This window comes from Leclercia sp. J807, assembly GCF_009734465.1.
In the GTDB taxonomy this organism is placed as follows: domain Bacteria; phylum Pseudomonadota; class Gammaproteobacteria; order Enterobacterales; family Enterobacteriaceae; genus Enterobacter.
In genome coordinates this window covers 3149035-3169026 of sequence record NZ_CP046446.1, presented here as the reverse complement: position 1 = coordinate 3169026, position 19992 = coordinate 3149035, and the positions used below count along the sequence as shown (strand labels likewise).

Genomic DNA, 19992 nt, shown 5'->3' with positions numbered 1-19992 from the left:
ACCGTTTTCATCCTTGTGACCTTCTTCACGTAGTCCTCGCCTTGTCGCTGCCAGAATAGACACCTTGCTAAACACAGGGGGTGTCTGTGAGTCGCTGCAATCTAAATAAGGGTGGTGAATATGATCACCATTCGTGACGTCGCGCGTCAGGCGGGCGTTTCTGTCGCCACCGTTTCCCGGGTTCTCAACAATAGCGCGCTGGTCAGTCCGGAGACGCGTGAATGCGTGATGAAAGCCGTCACGGCGCTGGGCTACCGGCCTAATGCGAACGCCCAGGCGCTGGCGACCCAGGTCAGCGATACCATCGGTGTGGTGGTGATGGACGTGTCGGATGCCTTCTTCGGCGCGCTGGTAAAAGCCGTCGATATGGTGGCCCAGGAGCACCAGAAAAACGTGCTGATCGGCAACAGCTATCACGAGGCGGAGAAGGAGCGTAACGCCATTGAGGTGCTGATTCGCCAGCGCTGTAACGCCCTGATCGTCCATTCAAAAGCCCTGAGCGACGAGGAGCTTTCTGCCCTCATGGAGCAGATCCCCGGCATGGTGCTCATTAACCGCATCGTTCCCGGCTACGCCCACCGCTGCGTCTGCCTCGATAACGTCAGCGGAGCGATGATGGCCACGCGGATGCTGATGAACAACGGGCATCAGCGCATCGGCTATCTGGCCTCCAGCCACCGCATTGAGGACGACGATATGCGCCGGGAAGGCTGGCAGAAAGCGTTGCTGGAACAGGGTATTACCGGATCAGACAGCTGGATCGGCACCGGTGCGCCGGACATGCAGGGTGGGGAAGCGGCCATGGTGGAGCTGCTCGGGCGCAACCTGCAGTTGACCGCGGTTTTTGCCTACAACGACAGCATGGCGGCGGGCGCACTCACGGCGCTGAAAGACAATGGCATTGCGGTGCCACAGCATCTGTCATTGATTGGTTTTGATGATATCCCGATTGCCCGTTACACGGACCCGCAGCTGACCACAGTCCGCTACCCCATCGCCTCCATGGCCCGGTTGGCCACGGAGCTGGCGTTACAGGGGGCCGCCGGGAAGCTGGATATCAATGCAACACACTGTTTCATGCCAACTTTAGTGCGTCGCCACTCCGTTGCCATTCGGCAAACTGTGGTGCCGATCACTAACTAATAATTCGCCGTGATGTAACCGTTTTCAATTTGTGAGTAAATTCACAGTAACTTAACAATGCGCTGTCTATGATGTCAGCGTTTTAGCAACTGAAACGCTATGTAACGGTGATTAATCACTTTGGCTATAGCTAAGGTTCGTTAAACATCCAAAAAAACGCATTCTGGAGCGTTACCGACCAAGGAAGATAGAAATTTTATAAGTGGACTTCGGCCGGCAGTAACGTTTCTTTAACATGTGCCCGCCGAGCCTTATTCACACGAACTACCCTGCATAAAAATCGGAGATATCATGAATAAGAAGGTGTTGACTCTGTCTGCTGTTATGGCAAGCATGCTTTTCGGTGCCGCCGCGCACGCTGCAGATAGCCGTATTGGTGTGACTATCTATAAGTATGACGACAACTTCATGTCCGTTGTGCGTAAGGCAATCGAGAAAGAGGGTACTGGCGCACCAGACGTACAGCTGCTGATGAACGACTCCCAGAATGACCAGTCCAAACAGAACGACCAGATTGACGTTCTGCTGGCGAAAGGCGTAAAAGCTCTGGCAATCAACCTGGTTGACCCGGCAGCAGCAGGCACCGTTATTGAAAAAGCACGCGGCCAGAACGTGCCGATTGTGTTCTTCAACAAAGAACCTTCCCGCAAAGCGCTGGATAGCTACGACAAAGCCTTCTACGTCGGTACCGACTCCAAAGAATCCGGCATTATTCAGGGCGATCTGATTGCCAAACACTGGGCCGCTAACCCGAACTGGGATCTGAACAAAGACGGTCAGGTACAGTTCGTACTGCTGAAAGGCGAGCCAGGCCACCCGGACGCTGAAGCACGTACCACCTACGTTATCAAAGAGCTGAACGACAAGGGTCTGAAAACCCAGCAGCTGGCTTTAGATACCGCAATGTGGGATACCGCTCAGGCGAAAGACAAGATGGACGCATGGCTGTCCGGCCCGAACGCGAACAAAATTGAAGTGGTTATCGCGAACAACGACGCGATGGCAATGGGTGCGGTAGAAGCTCTGAAAGCACACAACAAATCCTCTATCCCGGTATTTGGTGTTGATGCCCTGCCAGAAGCGCTGGCACTGGTTAAATCTGGCGCAATGGCCGGTACCGTGCTGAACGATGCCAACAACCAGGCGAAAGCCACCTTCGATCTGGCGAAAAACCTGGCAGAAGGCAAAGGCGCTGCTGACGGTACTAACTGGAAAATTGACAACAAAGTTGTTCGTGTACCGTACGTTGGCGTAGATCAGGAAAACCTGGCGCAGTTCACCGGTAAATAAGTTATAGCATTCCACTGGGCGCAGTTTCTGCGCCCTTTTATCACGCGACGCGAGGCCGAGAAGGTATAATTATGGTCAGCACAACGACTCAGTCGTCCGGTGAATACTTGTTGGAAATGAGCGGTATCAACAAGTCTTTTCCCGGTGTTAAAGCACTGGATAATGTTAATTTAAAAGTACGGCCTCACTCCATTCACGCCTTAATGGGTGAAAACGGTGCGGGTAAATCAACATTATTGAAATGCTTATTTGGGATCTACCAAAAAGATTCTGGCAGCATTCTTTTTCAGGGAAAAGAGATCGATTTCCATTCCGCCAAAGAGGCGCTGGAAAACGGTATTTCGATGGTTCACCAGGAACTAAACCTGGTACTTCAGCGTTCTGTTATGGACAATATGTGGCTGGGTCGTTATCCGACCAAAGGCGTATTTGTCGATCAGGACAAAATGTATCGCGACACCAAAGCTATTTTTGATGAACTGGATATTGATATCGATCCGCGCGCGCGCGTCGGTACGTTGTCTGTTTCTCAAATGCAGATGATTGAAATCGCCAAGGCCTTCTCCTATAACGCTAAAATCGTGATTATGGACGAGCCTACCTCTTCATTAACGGAGAAAGAGGTGAACCACCTGTTCACCATTATCCGTAAACTGAAAGAGCGCGGTTGCGGCATCGTTTATATCTCTCACAAAATGGAAGAGATCTTCCAGCTGTGTGATGAAATCACCGTGCTTCGCGACGGGCAGTGGATCGCCACCCAGTCGCTGGAAGGGCTGGACATGGACAAGATCATCGCCATGATGGTTGGCCGTTCCCTGAACCAGCGCTTCCCGAACAAAGAGAACAAGCCGGGCGAAGTGATTCTGGAAGTGCGCAACCTGACTTCACTGCGTCAGCCTTCCATTCGCGATGTCTCCTTCGATCTGCATAAAGGGGAGATCCTCGGGATTGCCGGTCTGGTGGGCGCCAAGCGTACCGATATCGTCGAAACGCTGTTTGGCATCCGCGAGAAATCTGGCGGCACTATCACTCTGCACGGTAAAAAGATTAATAACCATAACGCCAACGAAGCCATTAACCACGGCTTTGCGCTGGTGACGGAAGAGCGTCGCTCGACCGGTATTTACGCCTATCTGGATATTAACTTTAACTCCTTAATTTCTAATATTCATAATTATAAAAATAAAATCGGTTTGTTGGATAATTCCCGCATGAAGAGCGATACCCAGTGGGTTATTGACTCCATGCGCGTAAAAACCCCAGGACACCGCACGCAAATTGGATCGCTTTCCGGTGGTAACCAGCAAAAGGTTATTATTGGGCGCTGGTTGTTAACCCAGCCTGAAATTCTGATGCTGGATGAACCAACCCGCGGTATCGACGTTGGTGCAAAATTTGAAATTTATCAGCTGATTGCTGAATTAGCTAAGAAAGATAAAGGGATTATTATTATTTCTTCCGAAATGCCGGAATTGTTAGGGATCACAGATCGTATTCTGGTTATGAGCAATGGTCTCGTTGCCGGAATTGTTGACACCAAAACGACAACGCAAAACGAAATTTTGCGTCTTGCGTCTTTGCACCTTTAAGATCAGGGGCTCCTCATGAGTGCGTTAAATAAGAAAAGTTTTCTTACTTATCTGAAAGAAGGCGGTATTTACGTTGTTCTTTTAGTCTTACTGGCTATTATTATTTTCCAGGATCCGACTTTCTTAAGTCTGCTGAACTTAAGTAACATTCTGACCCAGTCTTCGGTGCGTATTATTATCGCCCTCGGCGTGGCAGGTCTTATTGTCACCCAGGGTACTGACCTGTCAGCCGGCCGTCAGGTTGGTCTGGCGGCGGTTGTTGCGGCAACGCTTCTGCAGTCGATGGAAAACGCCAACAAGGTCTTCCCGGAAATGGCAACCATGCCTATTTTCCTGGTGATCCTGATTGTCTGTGCCATTGGCGCGGTCATCGGTCTGATTAACGGCATCATCATTGCGTACCTGAACGTAACGCCGTTCATCACCACCCTGGGTACCATGATCATCGTTTACGGTATCAACTCCCTGTACTACGACTTTGTGGGCGCATCACCGATTTCCGGTTTCGACAGTGGATTCTCGACCTTTACGCAGGGCTTTATCGCGATGGGCAGTTTCCGCCTCTCCTACATCACCTTCTACGCGCTGATTGCCGTGGCGTTCGTCTGGGTGCTGTGGAACAAAACCCGCTTCGGTAAGAACATCTTCGCTATCGGGGGTAACCCGGAAGCGGCAAAAGTCTCTGGTGTTAACGTGGCGCTGAACCTGCTGGTTATCTATGCCCTGTCCGGCGTGTTCTATGCGTTCGGTGGTTTGCTGGAAGCGGGCCGTATCGGCTCTGCCACCAACAACCTCGGCTTTATGTATGAGCTGGATGCGATTGCTGCGTGCGTCGTGGGTGGCGTGTCGTTCAGTGGTGGTGTGGGTACCGTGCTGGGTGTGGTCACCGGTGTGATCATCTTCACCGTTATCAACTACGGTCTGACCTATATCGGCGTCAACCCGTACTGGCAGTACATTATCAAGGGCGCGATTATTATCTTTGCGGTAGCGCTGGACTCCCTGAAGTACGCGCGTAAGAAGTGATATTTCGGTTAACAAAAAACCCGCCTTGTGCGGGTTTTTTTATGTCCCTCTCACTGAGGGAGAGAGGTAAGGAGAACATGCGGCGGCTATGGGTATTCCGTTCACCTTGCGTTCGCTGCTTCTCTGTTCACCGCGTCACCGGTGAACGTGTTAAGGGGGCTATCGCCGCCCCCTTAACAATCCCGGCTCCCGGCAAGAAAATCGCCGCTTCGCGGTGCCCTCAGCTTATTCCTTCAGGCTTTCGGGTCGGGCACCAGCCTGCATCCATGCAGGCTATGCCCTCTCGGCGCGTCCATGCGCCTCGCCCCGGCCTTACGGAAACGCTTCGGCGATTTTCAGCCGGACCAGGCAGCCGCTGTAAGCCTTTTATTTCCCTTTGAATTTCTTCATCGCTGAATTTGGTTTTTGGTTTTTGGTTTTTGTTTTTTGGTTCTTGGTTTTGTAGGCCGGGTAAGGCGAAGCCGCCACCCGGCGGGGGTTACTTCTTCTTCTGCATCTCAAGCAGCTGTTCTGGGGTGACCGCCGGATAACCCTGGGCATCGGCAGGGACTTCTGTCATCGTCGGGATTGGCACCAGCGGGCCTAAGAAGCGTGGTTCGCGTTTGAAGATGTAGAGATCCGCCAGCGCCCCCAGGCGTGCGCCAAACTCGCGTACCCGCACGGTGAGCATATCTTTTGGTGACGGAACGGCATAACACTGGGCCTGAATGCCCATATGCAGGGCGATAAACAGCGCGCGCTCGCAGTGGAAGCGTTGCGTGATGATGATGAAATCGTTGGTATCAAACACCTTACGGGTGCGAACAATCGAATCGAGGGTTCTGAAACCGGCGTAGTCGAGCACGATATCGGCCGGATCAACCCCTGCGGCAATCAAATCCTTACGCATGGTGACCGGCTCGTTATAGCTCTGCAGCGCGTTGTCGCCACTCAGCAGCAGATAGTTGACCTTGCCGCTGTTATAGGCGTTGAGCGCTCCCTGAATGCGGTAACGGTAATACTGGTTGATCACCCCGGTGCGGTAATACTTGGCGGTGCCCAGCACCACGCCGACCTGCCGGTAGGGCAGATCCTGAAGGTCATCAAAGATATAAGGAGCCGTTTTCCAGCTCATCCAGCGGTCGAGGCCCAGCGCAGTCAACAGCACGATGCCGATCAGGACAACCAGGCTGTAAAACATGCGCTTTAACATACAGATGACTCTTACCAAAGGTGAAATTTCACTCAGGCTACTTTACCCGTCTGGTAAGCGCAAGAAAGGGCGATTTAATTGAGGGGATTTTCATCAGTTGTGCGGGCATTGCTGCCCGCATCATACGCTTAGCCCAGCAGGACACGGTCAATGTTGCTACAACCCAGCGCACGCAGCGTGGCCGCAGTGGCATCCCACTGGATCAGCGGAGCGTCAGCTTTTTCCGCCAGAATGGCGCGCTGGATATCCGGGTAGTCGTAACCGTTAAGGCTGAGCAGGTTCAGCGCCCCCTGTAACGGCGGCAGCGTCGGGTTAAAGGCGGCATTCTCAGCATAGCTGCCGGTAAAGATTCGCCCGTCACGACACTCCAGCGCCACGCCGCTTGGCGCGTTGCTGTATGGCGCGTGTGCTTTATTGGCGGCAAGAATAGCAGCCTGGGTCAGTTCATCTCCGCTCACGGTATAACCGTGGTCCTGCTCGTCCATCAGCAGCGATTTGATCTCAAGATCTTTCGGTCCGAACGCATCCGGCAGGTAATCCGCCAGCGTATGCTGGGCGCGGCCCGGCAGGTTGATGCGCAGCTGTAAACCGCTGTTAAGCTCGTTCATAAACTGACGGCAGTGGCCGCACGGGGTGTAGTTGACGGTGATCGCTTGCAGGGATTTTTCACCACGCAGCCAGGCGTGGCTGATGGCGCTCTGTTCCGCATGCACGGTCTGCTGCATGGTGGCGCCGAGATACTCCATATTGCCACCGAAGTACCAGGTGCCGCTCACGCCGCGGGCAATGGCGCCGACGTTGAAATGGGAAAGGTCAGCGCGGGCGCAGGCCGCCGCCAGCGGCAGAAGCGCAAAGGCCAGTGCGTCATCATCCAGATCCGTGGCACGTTTCAGTGCGGCGACCTGTTCAGCCGTCAGCAGGGCGGGGAAGTGTGCATCCGCCAGAACCGGGGCCAGGGCTGACTGCAAATTCTCTGCAAGCTCGGCAAAAGCTGATTGAAAACGTGGATGCATGGCGTTGCCTCATAAAGGTTAATGGATCGGTAGTGTACGGAGCCGCTGGGGCTTTATATGTGACTTAGATCTCATTATGTGTGCAACTTATGAAACTCAGATTAAAAATGCGCGACGCGTCGCAAATTTTAGCCCACCATCGCCAGAATGATCGGGAACAGGAAAGGGGCGATGAGCGAGGTCAAAATCCCGCAGATCACCAGCGCCAGCGAACTGAAGGCACCTTCCTGGTAATCCAGCTCCGCACAGCGGGCGGTGCCGAGGGCGTGTGAGGCGGTGCCCATCGCCAGACCACGCGCAGATTTGGTGCGAATGCGCATGGCGTTCAGCAGCGTATGGCCTAATACCGCACCCAGAATACCGACATAAATGACGCACACGGCGCTGATCGCCGGGATACCGCCGAGGCTGCCGCCCACCGCCATGGCAATCGGGGTGGTGACCGATTTAGGCAGAATGGAGGCGGCAATTTCCGGTGTTGCCCCCATCAGCAACGCTACCGAGGTGCCGGTGATCATCGCCACCACGCTACCCACCAGGCAGATGGTAATAATCGACTTCCAGCGGGCGCGGATCTGGTGCAGCTGTTCATACAGCGGAAACGCCAGCGCAACCACCGCAGGCTGGAGCAGATCGTTGAGGACTTTGCTGCCCTGGAAATAGTGATCGTAAGGGATGCCGGTTAACAGCAGGAAAGGGATGATCACGACCATCGCCACCAGCAGGGGATTAAGCAGCGGAAACTTCAGGCGCACCGCCAGCTTGCGGGCGGCGAAGAAGACTGCCACGGTGAGCGGCAACGACCACCAGATATTAGCCATCATTTTTTCTGTCCTTTCTGTCCAATCACTTTACGCTCCCCGTGCGCCAGATGGGTACTCCAGCTCACCACTAAAAACACCACCAGCGTACTGATGGTGCAGGAGACAAATATCGGGCCAAACTGCGCGCTCAGCAGATCGTAATACTGCATCACGCCCACACCGATGGGGACGAACAGAAGGGCCATATAGCGGATCAGTACCGAGCAGCCTGGCTTGACCCAGTTTGCCGGAAGGATTTGCAGCGCAAGCAGCACAAACAGGATCAGCATGCCGATAATACTGCCGGGAATGGTGATCGGCAGCAGCGAGGCGAGAAAAATACCTGCATAGAGGCAGGCATAAATCAGGATGAAGGCGCGCAGGTATTGCCAGATAACGATGAGTGTTTTATTCATGGTGGAAGCCCTTAATGGAACGCATTCATCATACAATTAAAACCGGAAACGTGCTACGGATCACATCATGACTTTTGAGCATACCAGACATTCCCATTCGGAACCTCGGGCATTCCCCCAGCCAGAAGGGTAAAAACATTATAAATCAGCCCGGTTCCATGAGCCCTTAAACAGGGCTTTCCACCATTACACAGAGCAGATACCATAGCGCCTCTTTTTTTACGGGTACTGATATGCGTGTATTACTGGCACCGATGGAAGGCGTGCTCGATTCGCTGGTGCGTGAGCTGCTGACCGACGTTAACGATTATGACCATTGCATCACCGAGTTCCTGCGGGTGGTGGATATGTTGTTGCCGGTAAAATCGTTTTACAGACTCTGCCCGGAACTGCATCACCAGAGCCGCACCCCCTCCGGCACACTGGTGCGGATCCAACTGCTGGGACAATATCCCGAGTGGCTGGCGGAAAACGCCGCCCGCGCCGTCGAGCTGGGCTCCTGGGGCGTGGATCTGAACTGCGGCTGTCCATCAAAAATGGTTAACGGCAGCGGCGGCGGCGCCACGCTGCTGAAAGATCCTGAGCTGATCTACCGCGGCGCGAAAGCGATGCGCGAGGCGGTGCCCTCCCATCTGCCGGTGACGGTAAAGGTTCGCCTCGGCTGGGACAGCGGCGACAGGCAGTTTGAAATTGCCGATGCGGTACAGCAGGCGGGCGCCAGCGAGCTGGTGGTTCATGGCCGCACCAAAGAAGATGGTTACAAAGCCGAGCGCATTAACTGGCAGGCCATCGGCGAGATACGCAAACGGCTGACTATCCCGGTGGTTGCCAACGGCGAAATCTGGGATCGCGAGAGCGCGCTGGCCTGCATGCAGGAGACCGGCTGCAATGCCATTATGATCGGGCGCGGGGCGCTCAACGTGCCAAACCTCAGCCGGGTGATTAAATACAACGAGCCGCGTATGCCGTGGCCGGAGGTGGTGACGCTGCTGAAGAAGTACTCCCGCCTCGAAAAGCAGGGCGACACCGGCCTGTACCACGTGGCGCGCATCAAGCAGTGGTTGAGCTACCTGCGTAAAGAGTACGACGAGGCCCTGGATCTGTTTCAGGAGATCCGCGCCCTGCAATCTTCGGCGGAGATCGCCCGGGTGATTCAGGCGAAATAGCAGTACGGCAAGCATCACGTTTTTGCGGCGCGCATTGTGGCGCCGAACGACACGGTTAACGTGTGCAAACGGGATGCGTATCCGGGTTTTTACTGGATATGTAAAGGTATGACAAATTGTGGATTGCCACCGATTCCTAAACAAAGGAGGCGAAGCGGGCGTATTTTGCCCCCCTTCTTTTTTTGGTGAATAACGTGATGAATCGTTCGATTTTTTATTTCTGCTGCTTGCCTCTCTCCCTGCTTCTTGTTGCCTGCGCCCCGGGCCACGATACCGCAACCTCGCTGAATCAACAGATCCCCGCCGCGAAAATCGATACCGGCCTGGCTGCCGGAGAGTGGCCAAAAGAGAGCTGGTGGGAAGATTTTCACGATCCAGAATTAAATACGCTGATTACCAAAGCCCTGGCCGATGCGCCGGATATGACCCTTGCCCGTCAGCGCATCGCCCTTGCCGAAGCGCAGGCCAAAATGGCAATGGCTACCGATGGCCCGGAGGTTAATTTCTCTGCCGACGCAGAGCGGCAGAAGATGTCAGCCGAAGGGTTAATGGGGCCCTTCGCGATAACCGATCCGGCGGCCGGAACCACTGGCCCCTGGTACACCAACGGCACCTTCGGCCTGACCGCCGGCTGGGATCTGGATTTGTGGGGTAAAAACCGCGCCCAGGTTGAAGCCCGCATCGGGAAGGTCAACGCACAACAGGCGGAGCTGCAGCAGACCCGTCAACTGCTTGCCAGCAGCGTGGCGCGTCTTTACTGGGACTGGCAAACCCAGGCGGCCATTGGGCATCTCTTAGCCGCCATCAAACAGGAGCAGCTTAATATTATCGGTACCGACCGGGAGCTGTACCAGCATGGCATCACCTCTTCTGTGGAAGGGGTGGAAACCGACATTAACGCCAGTAAAACCGATGAGCACCTGGCGGAGGTGAAGGGAAAAATGAAAGCCATTGAGGCGCGTCTGGCGGCGCTTACCAACTCCCCAACGGTGACGCTGACCCCGCACGCCTTGCCCGCTGTCGAGAGCAAAATGCCTTCCACTCTGGGCTATGAATTACTGGCTCGCCGCCCTGATTTGCAGGAGGCGCACTGGTATATCGAAGCCTCCCTGCATGAGGTGGATGCGGCGAAAGCGGCCTTCTATCCTGACGTGAACCTGATGGCCTTCCTGCAACAGGATGCGCTGCACTTAAGCGATCTGTTCCGCTCCTCGGCGCAGCAGATGGGCGTTACCGCCGGGCTGACCCTGCCGATTTTCGACAGTGGGCGCCTGAATGCCAACCTTGATATCGCCCAGGCGCAAAATAATCTGTCGATCGCGAACTACAACAAAGCGGTAGTGGAGGCTGTCAACCAGGTCGCCCGGACGGCAAGCGAAGTCGAAACGTTAATGACGAAAAATAAGCATCAGCAACGCGTTGAAGCCGATGCCGCACGGGTAGTCGCGCTGGCACAGGCGCGCTTTAATGCCGGGATTGTCGCAGGCTCACGGGTCAGCGAGGCTCGGATCCCCGCTCTGCAGGAACAACTGGCCGGGCTGACGCTGCAGGGACAGTACATCGATGCCACCCTGCAACTCACCTCCGCGCTGGGTGGCGGCTATAAGCACGGGTGAAAAGTGAGAAGTCACTATACTTACTTCTTTGTCTTCTTTTCTGGAGGTGAGTATGGGTTCAACCAATCGTGTGGCTATTGTAACGGCATCAGATTCGGGGATCGGCAAAACCACAGCGCTGATGCTGGCGGAGCGTGGGTTTGATATTGGCGTGACCTGGCACTCGGATGAAGAAGGGGCGATGAAAACCTGTCGCGAGATCGAGGCGCGCGGACAGCGGGCAGAGGCCATCCATCTCGATCTCAGCCAGTTGCCGGACGGGGCGAAAGCCATCGAGACGCTGATTGAACGTTTTGGCCGTCTTGACGTGCTGGTCAATAACGCCGGGGCGATGACCAAAGCGCCGTTTCTTGAGATGGAATATGACCAGTGGCGATCCATTTTTAGCGTCGATGTGGATGGGGCATTTCTCTGTTCGCAGATCGCCGCCCGGCAGATGGTAAAGCAGGGGGAGGGGGGACGTATCGTCAATATCACCTCGGTGCATGAACATACGCCGCTGCCGGAGGCCAGCGCTTACACCTCAGCCAAACACGCCCTCGGCGGCCTGACCAAGTCGATGGCGATGGAGCTGGTTCACCATAACATTCTGGTGAACGCCGTAGCGCCGGGCGCCATTGCCACGCCGATGAATGACATGGACGACAGCGAAGTGAAGCCCGGCTCGATGCCCAACATTCCACTGGCAAGGCCGGGGCATACCAAAGAGATCGCCAGCCTGGTCGCCTGGCTATGTGACACCGACGCCAGCTACGCCACCGGACAGTCGTTTATCGTCGATGGCGGCTTTATGCTGGGCAATCCGCAGTTTAAACCGGAGCAGTAACCCTTAGCTGCGATCCCGGCGTTTCAGCCACCAGCGCACCACGAAAACCAGCACCAGCACCACAATCAGCCAGATCCAGTGGCGCAGGTGCTGGTCCAGCGCGTGCAGCCAGGGCTCCAGCACTTCACCGCCCACGTAGCCTAAGGTGGTGAAAATCAGCGCCCAGATGATGGCGCCCACAATGTTCAGCGGCAGGAAAATTTTTGGCGGCAGGTGACTGGCCCCGATCAGCAGCGGGCCGATGATGCGAAAACCGTACATAAAGCGGGTGCCGATCACGAAAAGGTAAGGGTGGCGCTGGATCAGCTGCTGGGCGCGGTTGATTTTCTTCTGATGGCGGGAAAAGCGCCGCAGGATCGCCGGACCAAACCGGACGCCAAGCAGATAGAGTAGCTGATCGCCGATCATGCCCCCCAGCGCTACTGCGGCCACGACCAGCGGAAAACGCAGCAGCCCCTGATGCGCCGCCACACCCCCCAGCAGAGTGATAGTTTCCCCTTCCGCTATGCTGCCAACGACCAGCGCGGCATAGCCATACTGTGCAATCAAAGTATTAATATCCATACGCTAAGCGTAGCGCAGGAAACGTTAACGCATGAACAACCAACTGATGAAACCTAAAACAGGAACGATCAGACCAAAAAACAGGGCACCTGTCGCCCAGGCAAACGGCGCTACCTCTTCTTCTTTTTTGATATCGGCAAAGCGTGCCAGCGCCTGCTGGCCGTCAGGGGCAGTCACCTCTTCAAACTGCTTTTTATGCCCCTGTTCAACCAGCATTTTTGCACCCTGCAGGTCGGACTTATCCAGCGCAGCGATTTGCTTTCCTTTCTGGAAAAAAATGAATTCTGCCATCAGCGATTCTCTCCCGTAAGCTGCTGTTTAGCAGGGAGTAATATACCAGACGCCCAAACCTGCCGCTGCATTTTTATACTGTACAAAAAATAATCTCAGGCCTGCATTATACTTGAGTTATCGCTAGCGGGCCGACAACAAGGGGGCGTTATGAACCATGTCTGGGGACTCTTTTCCCATCCCGATCGTGAAATGCACGTGATCAGAGGCGAAAACGAAACGGTCAGTCATCACTATACCCACCATGTGTTGCTGATGGCCGCCGTACCGGTGATTTGCGCGTTCATCGGTACCACGCAAATTGGCTGGGATTTTGACGACGGCAACATTGTAAAACTTTCGTGGACAACCGGCCTGGCGCTGGCAGTGGTCTTTTACGCCCTGATGCTGGCCGGGGTGGCAGTGATGGGGCGGGTGATTTACTGGATGGCGCGCCGCTATCCGCAGCGTCCTTCCCTGACGCGCTGTATGGTGTTTGCCGGTTATGTGGCGACGCCGCTGTTCCTGAGCGGGATTGTGGCACTCTACCCGATAGTCTGGCTGTGCGCGCTGGTGGGGACGCTGGCGCTCTTTTATACCGGCTATCTGCTCTATATCGGTATTCCTACCTTCCTGAATATCAACAAAGAAGAGGGCCGCAGCTTTTCCGGTTCGACCCTCGCCATCGGCGTGCTGTTGCTGGAAGTGCTACTGGCGCTGACGGTTATTCTTTGGGGTTATGGATATCGTCTCTTCTGACGACACTGCATTGCTGGCGTAATTGCCAGCAATGCAGCATCTGTTCACGATTAACTACTGGTAGCAAGGCATCCGGACGGCTATGATGCCTTAGCCAGCCCGTGTTCTCGCTTCGGCCCGGGCGGCGTACGTTATTACGTGCGTGAATAATTATCCGAAATCTCACCATGCTGAAATTCCGCGTTTCTTTACTGAGTCTTGCACTGTTGCTGGCCGTGCCAGTGGCGACCCCCGCAATCGCCAAAACTGCCGCTGTGGCTACGGCGACACAGCCGGAGATTGCTTCCGGCAGCGCTATGATCGTCGATCTGAATACCAACAAAGTGATCTATTCCAGCCACCCGAATCTGGTGCGCCCGATCGCGTCGATTACCAAATTAATGACCGCGATGGTGGTGCTGGATGCACGACTGCCGCTGGATGAAAAACTGCGCGTCGACATCAGCCATACGCCAGAGATGAAAGGGATCTACTCCCGCGTGCGTCTGAACAGCGAAATCAGCCGTAAAAATATGCTGCTGCTGGCGCTGATGTCCTCGGAAAACCGCGCCGCGGCAAGCCTGGCGCACCACTATCCCGGCGGTTATGACGCGTTTATCCGGGCGATGAATGCGAAAGCGAAGGCGCTGGGGATGGTTCAGACGCGCTTTGTGGAGCCAACCGGTCTGTCAATTCATAACGTCTCGACGGCGCAGGATCTGACGAGGCTGCTGATCGCCACTAAGCAGTATCCGCTGCTCGGCCAGCTCAGCACCACCCGGGAAGAGATGGCCACCTTCTCGCATCCGGCGTATACCCTGCCGTTTCGTAACACCAACCATCTGGTCTACCGCGATAACTGGAATATCCAGCTGACTAAAACCGGCTTTACCAACGCCGCGGGCCACTGTCTGGTGATGCGTACGGTCTTTAATGGCAAGCCGGTGGCGCTGGTGGTGATGGACGCCTTTGGCAAATATACCCACTTTGCCGACGCCAGCCGTCTGCGGACCTGGATTGAAACCGGAAAAGTCACCCCGGTTCCCGCCGCAGCTCTGAGCTACAAAAAGCAAAAAGCCGCCCAGATGGCGACGGCGCAGAACGATTGAATCGCGTTTAATGCCCGGCGGCGCTTCGCTTGCACGGGCCTACGGGTTGTGTAGGCCGGGTAAGCGCAGCGCCACCCGGCAATACCGCGTTGAAATAGATTACTCCGGCAGCGTCCAGTCACCGTCGTTGAGGGGGCGCTGCAAAATCAGCGTATCGCGCCAGTCGCCTTTCTTGTATCCCACGCTTCTCAGCTGTCCTGCCACTTCAAAACCGTGCTTTTTATGCAGGCGTAACGATCCGGCGTTGTTCGGCCCATCGCCCACCACGGCGATCATCTGGCGCCACGGACCCTCTTCGCTGCGGGCAATCAGGGCGCTCAGCAGCGCGCTGCCAAAGCCGCGTCCGGGGGTGCTGGCCTCGACGTAAATCGACTCTTCAAGGGTGTAACGGTAGGCGGGGCGCGCGCGATAATGGGTGGCGTAACAGAAGCCCACCACAATCCCACGATAGAGCGCCACCAGCCACGGCAGCCCCTGGCTGGTCACCGCGTGTATACGCTCGCGCATTTCGTCTACGGTAGGGGGAACTTCTTCAAACGATGCACGCCCGTTAAGGACGTGCCAGGCATAGATGGCGGCGATGGCATGAGCGTCCTCCGCCTCTGCATCGCGAACCTGAACGTCAGTTTCGGAGAAAGTTTCAACAGCCGACATAATATGTCCGCTCCTCATCAAAAAAAGCCAGAGAAACGTTTCTCTGGCGACCCGAGGCTACTCTAGTACGATTTGTACAGGCTTAACAGCGGGCCCATTCTGGCTAACTGGTTTGATCAGTGGCTTGCGGGCTATGAATTGCTGTTTCAGGCTGCTCTTGCCAGTTTTTATGCTTGGTTGTTTTACCAATCCCCGGATTCATACTGTTAGTTGGGTCATTAACCCGATAAAACTGTTTTAATGAGTCCGGTGCTTCGTAAATGTGACCGACATTGTGTTCCGCCGGATATTGCGCGCCGCGCGCCTTCAGCAGAGCCAGCATTTGCGCCTTCAGGGCGTGGGCATCGACCCCTTTTTTAACGATGTAATCCTGGTGGAAGACGTAACACATAAAGTGGCCGTAATAGAGCTTATGCACCAGCTGGCTGTCGATCTCCGGCGGCAGTTTTTCGAACCATTCGGTATCGTTGCGGCGCAGGGCGATATCCAGCGCCAGAATATCCTCCACCTCGTCTGCGTGAACCGCCTGATAGCGGATCGCGGCGCCAGCGGCGGCAAAGCGGTGTAAAAAGGCCTTGCTGCCCTCTTCAGGGGTGCAGGCAAAGAAATCCCCCTCCGCGGTTTTGAAGAATTCGCTCAGCCAGCTCTGCGCTTCGGCAATGCCGTCGCCCGCCATCTTCAACAGCAGGTGATGCTCGTACTTATCCCGCCAGCTTTTCATCCGCGGCGGCAGGTGCGCCGGGAAGGCGTTGCCCAGCTTTTGCATAAAGCGGTCGGTAAAGTGCGGTTTAAACAGTGACACCTTCTCCAGCATCGCATCGGTGCGCCCCTTCATGGTGAAGAAGAAGGGCATCTTGTCGGTGCCGAGCTTGTCGATCATCAGGAAGGTGTCTTTGCCGTAGCGTTCGGCGATGTCGTAAATATCCCGGTGCATATACTCACCGGCCACCGGCAGATGGGTAAATTCCCCGAGAATGTGGCGACGGATGGTGGTCAGCACCTCCGGCTGGTTGGTGCCGATATAGAACACCTGCTGGCGTTTCTCGGCCGGGAAGGTGTCCAGGCGTACAGCAAAGACCGCCAGCTTGCCGGCACAGCCGGAGGATTCAAACAGACGATCCGGGTCTGCGTTATAGCGCGCCGGGGTGTCGGCATCAATTTCACGCACCCGGCTGATGTAATCATGGTCGTGAGCGTGGCGTCCGTCATGCAGTACATCGCTGTCTTTCACGCGGTCATCATCCAGCTTGCTGAGGATCTGCTCCGGCGTGACCCCTAAATCGATACCCAGATGGTTCACCAGCGTCAGCTTGCCCTGCTCATCGATGCGGGCAAAGAGTGACATTTCGGTATAGGCCGGGCCGCGCTGTACCAGCGATCCGCCAGAGTTATTGCAGATCCCGCCGATCACCGAGGCGCCGATACAGGAGGAACCAATCACCGAGTGCGGCTCACGGCCCAGCGGCTTGAGCGCCTTTTCCAGGGAGTAGAGCGTGGTGCCCGGATAGGCCAGCACCTGCTCACCTTTATCCAGCAGATGCAGCTTGTCGAGGCGCAGGGTGCTGATAATCACAATGTCGCGATCGTAATCATTGCCGTTCGGCGTGGAGCCTTCGGTCAGGCCGGTATTGGCCGCCTGCATCAGAATAATTTTGTCTGCTGCGACGCAGGCATTGAGCACCCGCCACAGCTCCAGCAGCGTGCCCGGGAACACCACCGCCAGCGCGTCCCCTTGTCCGGAGCGAAAGCCCTTGCGGTAGCGGGCGGTTTTCGCGGCGTCAGTAAGCAGGTGCGCCTGGCCTACCAGGCGTGATAGCTCGTTAATGAAACTGGTGTTATCGTGCAGTCGTTCAGAAGACATCGTCCACCCCTTGTGGTTATTCAAATGCGTCGTCAAAAATCATAGCGCGATTAATGTTTAAGCGAACCAGTATTCACCAGAAAAATCAGAGAATAAACCCTGCAACGTTCAGAGGGTTTATGGCACACTGCGCTTTTCGTACGGTCTGGCCGCGACTATCCGGCGGTTATTGATGAGAGAGTAAACGAGATGAAATGGCTCTGTTCTGTAGGTGTGGCTGTAAGTCTGGCGCTGCAACCCGCGCTGGCTGACGACCTGTTTGGCAATCATCCGCTAACGCCGGAAGCCCGGGACGCATTTGTAACCGACCTGCTCGCGAAGATGTCGGTTGATGAGAAAATCGGCCAGCTGCGCCTCATCAGCGTCGGGCCGGATAATCCGAAAGAAGCCATTCGCGAGATGATTAAAAACGGGCAGGTGGGCGCAATTTTCAACACCGTCACCCGCCAGGATATCCGCAAAATGCAGGATCAGGTGATGGAGCTCAGCCACCTGAAAATCCCACTCTTCTTCGCCTTTGACGTGCTTCACGGCCAGCGTACCGTCTTCCCGATTACCCTCGGCCTTGCCTCCTCCTTTAACCTCGAAGCGGTGAAAACCGTCGGCCGCGTGTCGGCATACGAAGCAGCGGACGACGGCCTCAACATGACCTGGGCGCCGATGGTGGACGTCTCCCGCGATCCGCGCTGGGGCCGCGCCTCGGAAGGCTTCGGGGAAGATACCTACCTGACCGCGACGATGGGGAAAACCATGGTAGAAGCGATGCAGGGTAAAAGCCCGGCGGATCGCTACTCGGTGATGACCAGCGTCAAACACTTCGCTGCCTATGGCGCAGTGGAGGGCGGTAAAGAGTACAATACCGTCGACATGAGCCCGCAGCGCCTGTTCAACGACTATATGCCGCCGTACAAAGCGGGTCTGGATGCCGGGAGCGGCGCGGTGATGGTGGCCCTGAACTCCCTGAACGGGACGCCGGCCACCTCCGACAGCTGGCTGCTGAAAGAGGTTCTGCGCGACCAGTGGGGCTTTAAGGGCATCACTGTCTCCGATCATGGGGCGATCAAAGAGCTGATCAAGCACGGCACGGCCGCCGATCCGGAAGATGCGGTGCGGGTGGCGCTGAAGTCCGGCATCAACATGAGCATGAGCGACGAGTATTACAGCAAGTACCTGCCGGGTCTGGTGAAGAGCGGTAAGGTCACCATGGCGGAGCTGGACGACGCCACGCGCCACGTTCTGAACGTCAAATATGATATGGGGCTGTTTAACGATCCGTACAGCCACCTGGGGCCAAAAGAGTCTGACCCGGTAGACACCAACGCCGAAAGCCGCCTGCACCGCAAAGAGGCGCGTGAAGTGGCGCGTGAGAGCCTGGTACTGCTGAAAAACCGTCTCGAGACCCTGCCGTTGGCGAAATCCGGCACCGTGGCGGTGGTGGGCCCGCTGGCCGACAGCAAACGCGACGTGATGGGCAGCTGGTCTGCGGCAGGCGTAGCGGATCAGTCCGTCACGGTGCTGACGGGCATTAAAGACGCGCTGGGCGACAAAGGCAAAGTGATTTACGCCAAAGGGGCCAATGTCACCAACGATAAAGATATCGTCACCTTCCTCAACCAGTATGAAGAGGCGGTGAAGGTCGATCCGCGCTCCGCCCAGGAGATGATTGACGAAGCGGTGAATGCTGCGAAGCAGTCTGATGTGGTAGTGGCCGTCGTGGGTGAAGCCCAGGGGATGGCGCATGAAGCCTCGAGCCGTACCGATATCACCCTGCCGCAAAGCCAGCGCGATCTGATTACCGCGCTGAAAGCCACCGGCAAGCCATTGGTGCTGGTGCTGATGAATGGCCGTCCGCTGGCGCTGGTGAAAGAAGATCAGCAGGCTGACGCGATTCTGGAAACCTGGTTCGCCGGTACCGAGGGCGGTAACGCCATTGCCGACGTGCTGTTTGGGGACTACAACCCGTCGGGTAAACTGCCGATGTCCTTCCCGCGCTCGGTGGGGCAGATCCCGGTCTATTACAGCCACCTGAATACTGGCCGACCTTACAACGCCGACAAGCCGAACAAGTACACCTCGCGCTACTTTGACGAAGCCAATGGTCCGCTCTATCCGTTTGGTTATGGCCTGAGCTACACCACCTTTAAGGTTTCTGAGGTGAAAATGTCGGCCCCGACCATGAAGGCGGATGGCACGGTGACCGCCAGCGTGGATGTCACCAACACCGGTAAACGTGAAGGGGAGACGGTGGTTCAGATGTACGTTCAGGATATTACTGCCTCCATGAGCCGCCCGGTGAAACAGCTGCGTGGCTTTGAGAAGGTCAACCTGAAACCGGGTGAAACGAAGACCATCAGCTTCCCAATCGACGTGGATGCGCTGAAGTTCTGGAATCAGCAGATGAAATATGACGCTGAGCCAGGCAAGTTCAACGTCTTTATCGGTACGGATTCTGCCCGCGTAAACAAGGGTGAGTTCGAGCTGCTGTAAAAAAAGCCCGGCGGTGCCGGGCAATATCCAGACGGGGCCGCCTCACCTGATTCGTGATCGGCCCCGCAATTTTTTTCCAGTCCCGCCTGAAACCGACCTGAATCCCTCTTTTTTATCTCTTCCTGGCAGGTGATTTGTGATGATTTTCACACTTCATTTTTGCCGCCCCTGAGAAAACGTGAACCCCATCAAAAGCGCTTTCTACCGCCTTATTCTGGCGTGACGA

Annotated in this window: 18 protein-coding genes; 10 read left to right on the top strand and 8 right to left on the bottom strand. The window is 55.7% G+C overall.

Annotated elements, in window-relative coordinates:
• Window positions 1-120 precede the first annotated feature (120 nt).
• The 4 genes from galS (at window position 121) to mglC (ending at window position 5051) form a co-directional block, all read left to right on the top strand.
• Window positions 121-1143, top strand: coding sequence for an HTH-type transcriptional regulator GalS (gene galS / locus GNG26_RS15175; RefSeq protein WP_156239380.1), 1023 nt, complete (start codon window positions 121-123; stop codon window positions 1141-1143).
• A 291-nt stretch (window positions 1144-1434) separates the two neighbouring features.
• On the top strand, window positions 1435-2433 hold the full coding sequence (gene mglB, locus GNG26_RS15170) for a galactose/glucose ABC transporter substrate-binding protein MglB (RefSeq protein WP_103825019.1): 999 nt from the start codon (window positions 1435-1437) through the stop codon (window positions 2431-2433).
• Between the two features lie 71 nt (window positions 2434-2504).
• Window positions 2505-4025, top strand: coding sequence for a galactose/methyl galactoside ABC transporter ATP-binding protein MglA (gene mglA, locus GNG26_RS15165; protein ID WP_103825020.1), 1521 nt, complete (start codon window positions 2505-2507; stop codon window positions 4023-4025).
• A gap of 15 nt (window positions 4026-4040) precedes the next feature.
• Window positions 4041-5051 carry a galactose/methyl galactoside ABC transporter permease MglC gene (gene mglC / locus GNG26_RS15160; protein ID WP_103180322.1) on the top strand — a complete coding sequence of 337 codons (1011 nt, stop codon included), beginning with the start codon at window positions 4041-4043 and terminating at the stop codon, window positions 5049-5051.
• A 478-nt stretch (window positions 5052-5529) separates the two neighbouring features.
• On the opposite strand, the gene sanA is transcribed toward mglC, so the two are convergent.
• The 4 genes from sanA to GNG26_RS15140 form a co-directional block, all read right to left on the bottom strand.
• Window positions 5530-6243: an outer membrane permeability protein SanA gene (gene sanA / locus GNG26_RS15155; protein WP_103825021.1), complete on the bottom strand. Its 714-nt coding sequence runs from the start codon at window positions 6241-6243 to the stop codon at window positions 5530-5532.
• A gap of 128 nt (window positions 6244-6371) precedes the next feature.
• Window positions 6372-7256, bottom strand: coding sequence for a cytidine deaminase (gene cdd / locus GNG26_RS15150; RefSeq protein WP_156239378.1), 885 nt, complete (start codon window positions 7254-7256; stop codon window positions 6372-6374).
• Between the two features lie 128 nt (window positions 7257-7384).
• On the bottom strand, window positions 7385-8080 hold the full coding sequence (locus tag GNG26_RS15145; RefSeq protein WP_156239376.1) for a CidB/LrgB family autolysis modulator: 696 nt from the start codon (window positions 8078-8080) through the stop codon (window positions 7385-7387).
• The gene (locus tag GNG26_RS15140; protein WP_156239374.1) at window positions 8077-8475 is read right to left on the bottom strand and encodes a CidA/LrgA family protein; all 399 of its coding nucleotides are present in this window, start codon (window positions 8473-8475) and stop codon (window positions 8077-8079) included. The genes GNG26_RS15145 and GNG26_RS15140 overlap by 4 nt, the downstream gene beginning before the upstream one ends.
• A 233-nt stretch (window positions 8476-8708) precedes the next feature.
• Between GNG26_RS15140 and dusC the strand changes: the two genes are divergently transcribed.
• From dusC to GNG26_RS15125, 3 genes are all read left to right on the top strand, one after another.
• Complete coding sequence (gene dusC / locus GNG26_RS15135; RefSeq protein ID WP_156239372.1) at window positions 8709-9641, top strand: tRNA dihydrouridine(16) synthase DusC; 933 nt, start codon at window positions 8709-8711, stop codon at window positions 9639-9641.
• Between the two features lie 197 nt (window positions 9642-9838).
• Window positions 9839-11257, top strand: coding sequence for a multidrug resistance outer membrane protein MdtQ (gene mdtQ / locus GNG26_RS15130; RefSeq protein ID WP_156239370.1), 1419 nt, complete (start codon window positions 9839-9841; stop codon window positions 11255-11257).
• 52 nt (window positions 11258-11309) lie between these two features.
• Entirely contained in the window at window positions 11310-12083 is a 774-nt protein-coding gene (locus GNG26_RS15125) for an SDR family oxidoreductase (protein WP_103180306.1), read from the top strand.
• 3 nt (window positions 12084-12086) lie between these two features.
• Here the strand turns inward: GNG26_RS15125 and GNG26_RS15120 are convergent, their stop codons facing one another.
• Entirely contained in the window at window positions 12087-12647 is a 561-nt protein-coding gene (locus GNG26_RS15120; protein WP_156239368.1) for a DedA family protein, read from the bottom strand.
• Window positions 12648-12671: 24 nt separating this feature from the next.
• Entirely contained in the window at window positions 12672-12938 is a 267-nt protein-coding gene (locus GNG26_RS15115) for a hypothetical protein (protein WP_156239366.1), read from the bottom strand.
• Window positions 12939-13088: 150 nt separating this feature from the next.
• On the opposite strand from GNG26_RS15115, the gene GNG26_RS15110 reads away from it, so the two are divergent.
• Together GNG26_RS15110 and pbpG are read left to right on the top strand one after the other, a co-directional pair.
• Window positions 13089-13676 (top strand): Yip1 family protein, encoded by a 588-nt coding sequence (locus tag GNG26_RS15110; protein ID WP_114386104.1) that lies wholly within the window; start codon window positions 13089-13091, stop codon window positions 13674-13676.
• Between the two features lie 167 nt (window positions 13677-13843).
• Window positions 13844-14764 carry a D-alanyl-D-alanine endopeptidase gene (gene pbpG / locus GNG26_RS15105; protein ID WP_103825028.1) on the top strand — a complete coding sequence of 307 codons (921 nt, stop codon included), beginning with the start codon at window positions 13844-13846 and terminating at the stop codon, window positions 14762-14764.
• A 99-nt stretch (window positions 14765-14863) separates the two neighbouring features.
• Here the strand turns inward: pbpG and GNG26_RS15100 are convergent, their stop codons facing one another.
• Window positions 14864-15418, bottom strand: a complete 555-nt coding sequence (locus tag GNG26_RS15100; protein WP_103825029.1) for a GNAT family N-acetyltransferase — start codon at window positions 15416-15418, stop codon at window positions 14864-14866.
• Window positions 15419-15521: 103 nt separating this feature from the next.
• On the bottom strand, window positions 15522-17279 hold the full coding sequence (gene dld / locus GNG26_RS15095) for a D-lactate dehydrogenase (protein ID WP_156239364.1): 1758 nt from the start codon (window positions 17277-17279) through the stop codon (window positions 15522-15524).
• 189 nt (window positions 17280-17468) lie between these two features.
• Here dld and bglX point away from each other — a divergent pair, with 189 nt between their 5' ends.
• Window positions 17469-19766 carry a beta-glucosidase BglX gene (gene bglX / locus GNG26_RS15090; RefSeq protein WP_114386106.1) on the top strand — a complete coding sequence of 766 codons (2298 nt, stop codon included), beginning with the start codon at window positions 17469-17471 and terminating at the stop codon, window positions 19764-19766.
• Window positions 19767-19992: the final 226 nt, after the last annotated feature.

Excerpts from the sequence above, each read along its gene's own strand:
- mglC (WP_103180322.1), top strand. The coding sequence starts at position 4,041 with ATGAGTGCGTTAAATAAGAAAAGTTTTCTTACTTATCTGAAAGAAGGC.
- cdd (WP_156239378.1), bottom strand. The coding sequence starts at position 7,256 with ATGCATCCACGTTTTCAATCAGCTTTTGCCGAGCTTGCAGAGAATTTG.
- bglX (WP_114386106.1), top strand. The coding sequence starts at position 17,469 with ATGAAATGGCTCTGTTCTGTAGGTGTGGCTGTAAGTCTGGCGCTGCAA.
- sanA (WP_103825021.1), bottom strand. The coding sequence starts at position 6,243 with ATGTTAAAGCGCATGTTTTACAGCCTGGTTGTCCTGATCGGCATCGTG.
- GNG26_RS15115 (WP_156239366.1), bottom strand. The coding sequence starts at position 12,938 with ATGGCAGAATTCATTTTTTTCCAGAAAGGAAAGCAAATCGCTGCGCTG.
- GNG26_RS15145 (WP_156239376.1), bottom strand. The coding sequence starts at position 8,080 with ATGATGGCTAATATCTGGTGGTCGTTGCCGCTCACCGTGGCAGTCTTC.
- galS (WP_156239380.1), top strand. The coding sequence starts at position 121 with ATGATCACCATTCGTGACGTCGCGCGTCAGGCGGGCGTTTCTGTCGCC.
- mglA (WP_103825020.1), top strand. The coding sequence starts at position 2,505 with ATGGTCAGCACAACGACTCAGTCGTCCGGTGAATACTTGTTGGAAATG.
- GNG26_RS15120 (WP_156239368.1), bottom strand. The coding sequence starts at position 12,647 with ATGGATATTAATACTTTGATTGCACAGTATGGCTATGCCGCGCTGGTC.
- GNG26_RS15100 (WP_103825029.1), bottom strand. The coding sequence starts at position 15,418 with ATGTCGGCTGTTGAAACTTTCTCCGAAACTGACGTTCAGGTTCGCGAT.
- GNG26_RS15125 (WP_103180306.1), top strand. The coding sequence starts at position 11,310 with ATGGGTTCAACCAATCGTGTGGCTATTGTAACGGCATCAGATTCGGGG.
- GNG26_RS15110 (WP_114386104.1), top strand. The coding sequence starts at position 13,089 with ATGAACCATGTCTGGGGACTCTTTTCCCATCCCGATCGTGAAATGCAC.
- dld (WP_156239364.1), bottom strand. The coding sequence starts at position 17,279 with ATGTCTTCTGAACGACTGCACGATAACACCAGTTTCATTAACGAGCTA.
- mdtQ (WP_156239370.1), top strand. The coding sequence starts at position 9,839 with ATGAATCGTTCGATTTTTTATTTCTGCTGCTTGCCTCTCTCCCTGCTT.
- GNG26_RS15140 (WP_156239374.1), bottom strand. The coding sequence starts at position 8,475 with ATGAATAAAACACTCATCGTTATCTGGCAATACCTGCGCGCCTTCATC.
- dusC (WP_156239372.1), top strand. The coding sequence starts at position 8,709 with ATGCGTGTATTACTGGCACCGATGGAAGGCGTGCTCGATTCGCTGGTG.
- mglB (WP_103825019.1), top strand. The coding sequence starts at position 1,435 with ATGAATAAGAAGGTGTTGACTCTGTCTGCTGTTATGGCAAGCATGCTT.
- pbpG (WP_103825028.1), top strand. The coding sequence starts at position 13,844 with ATGCTGAAATTCCGCGTTTCTTTACTGAGTCTTGCACTGTTGCTGGCC.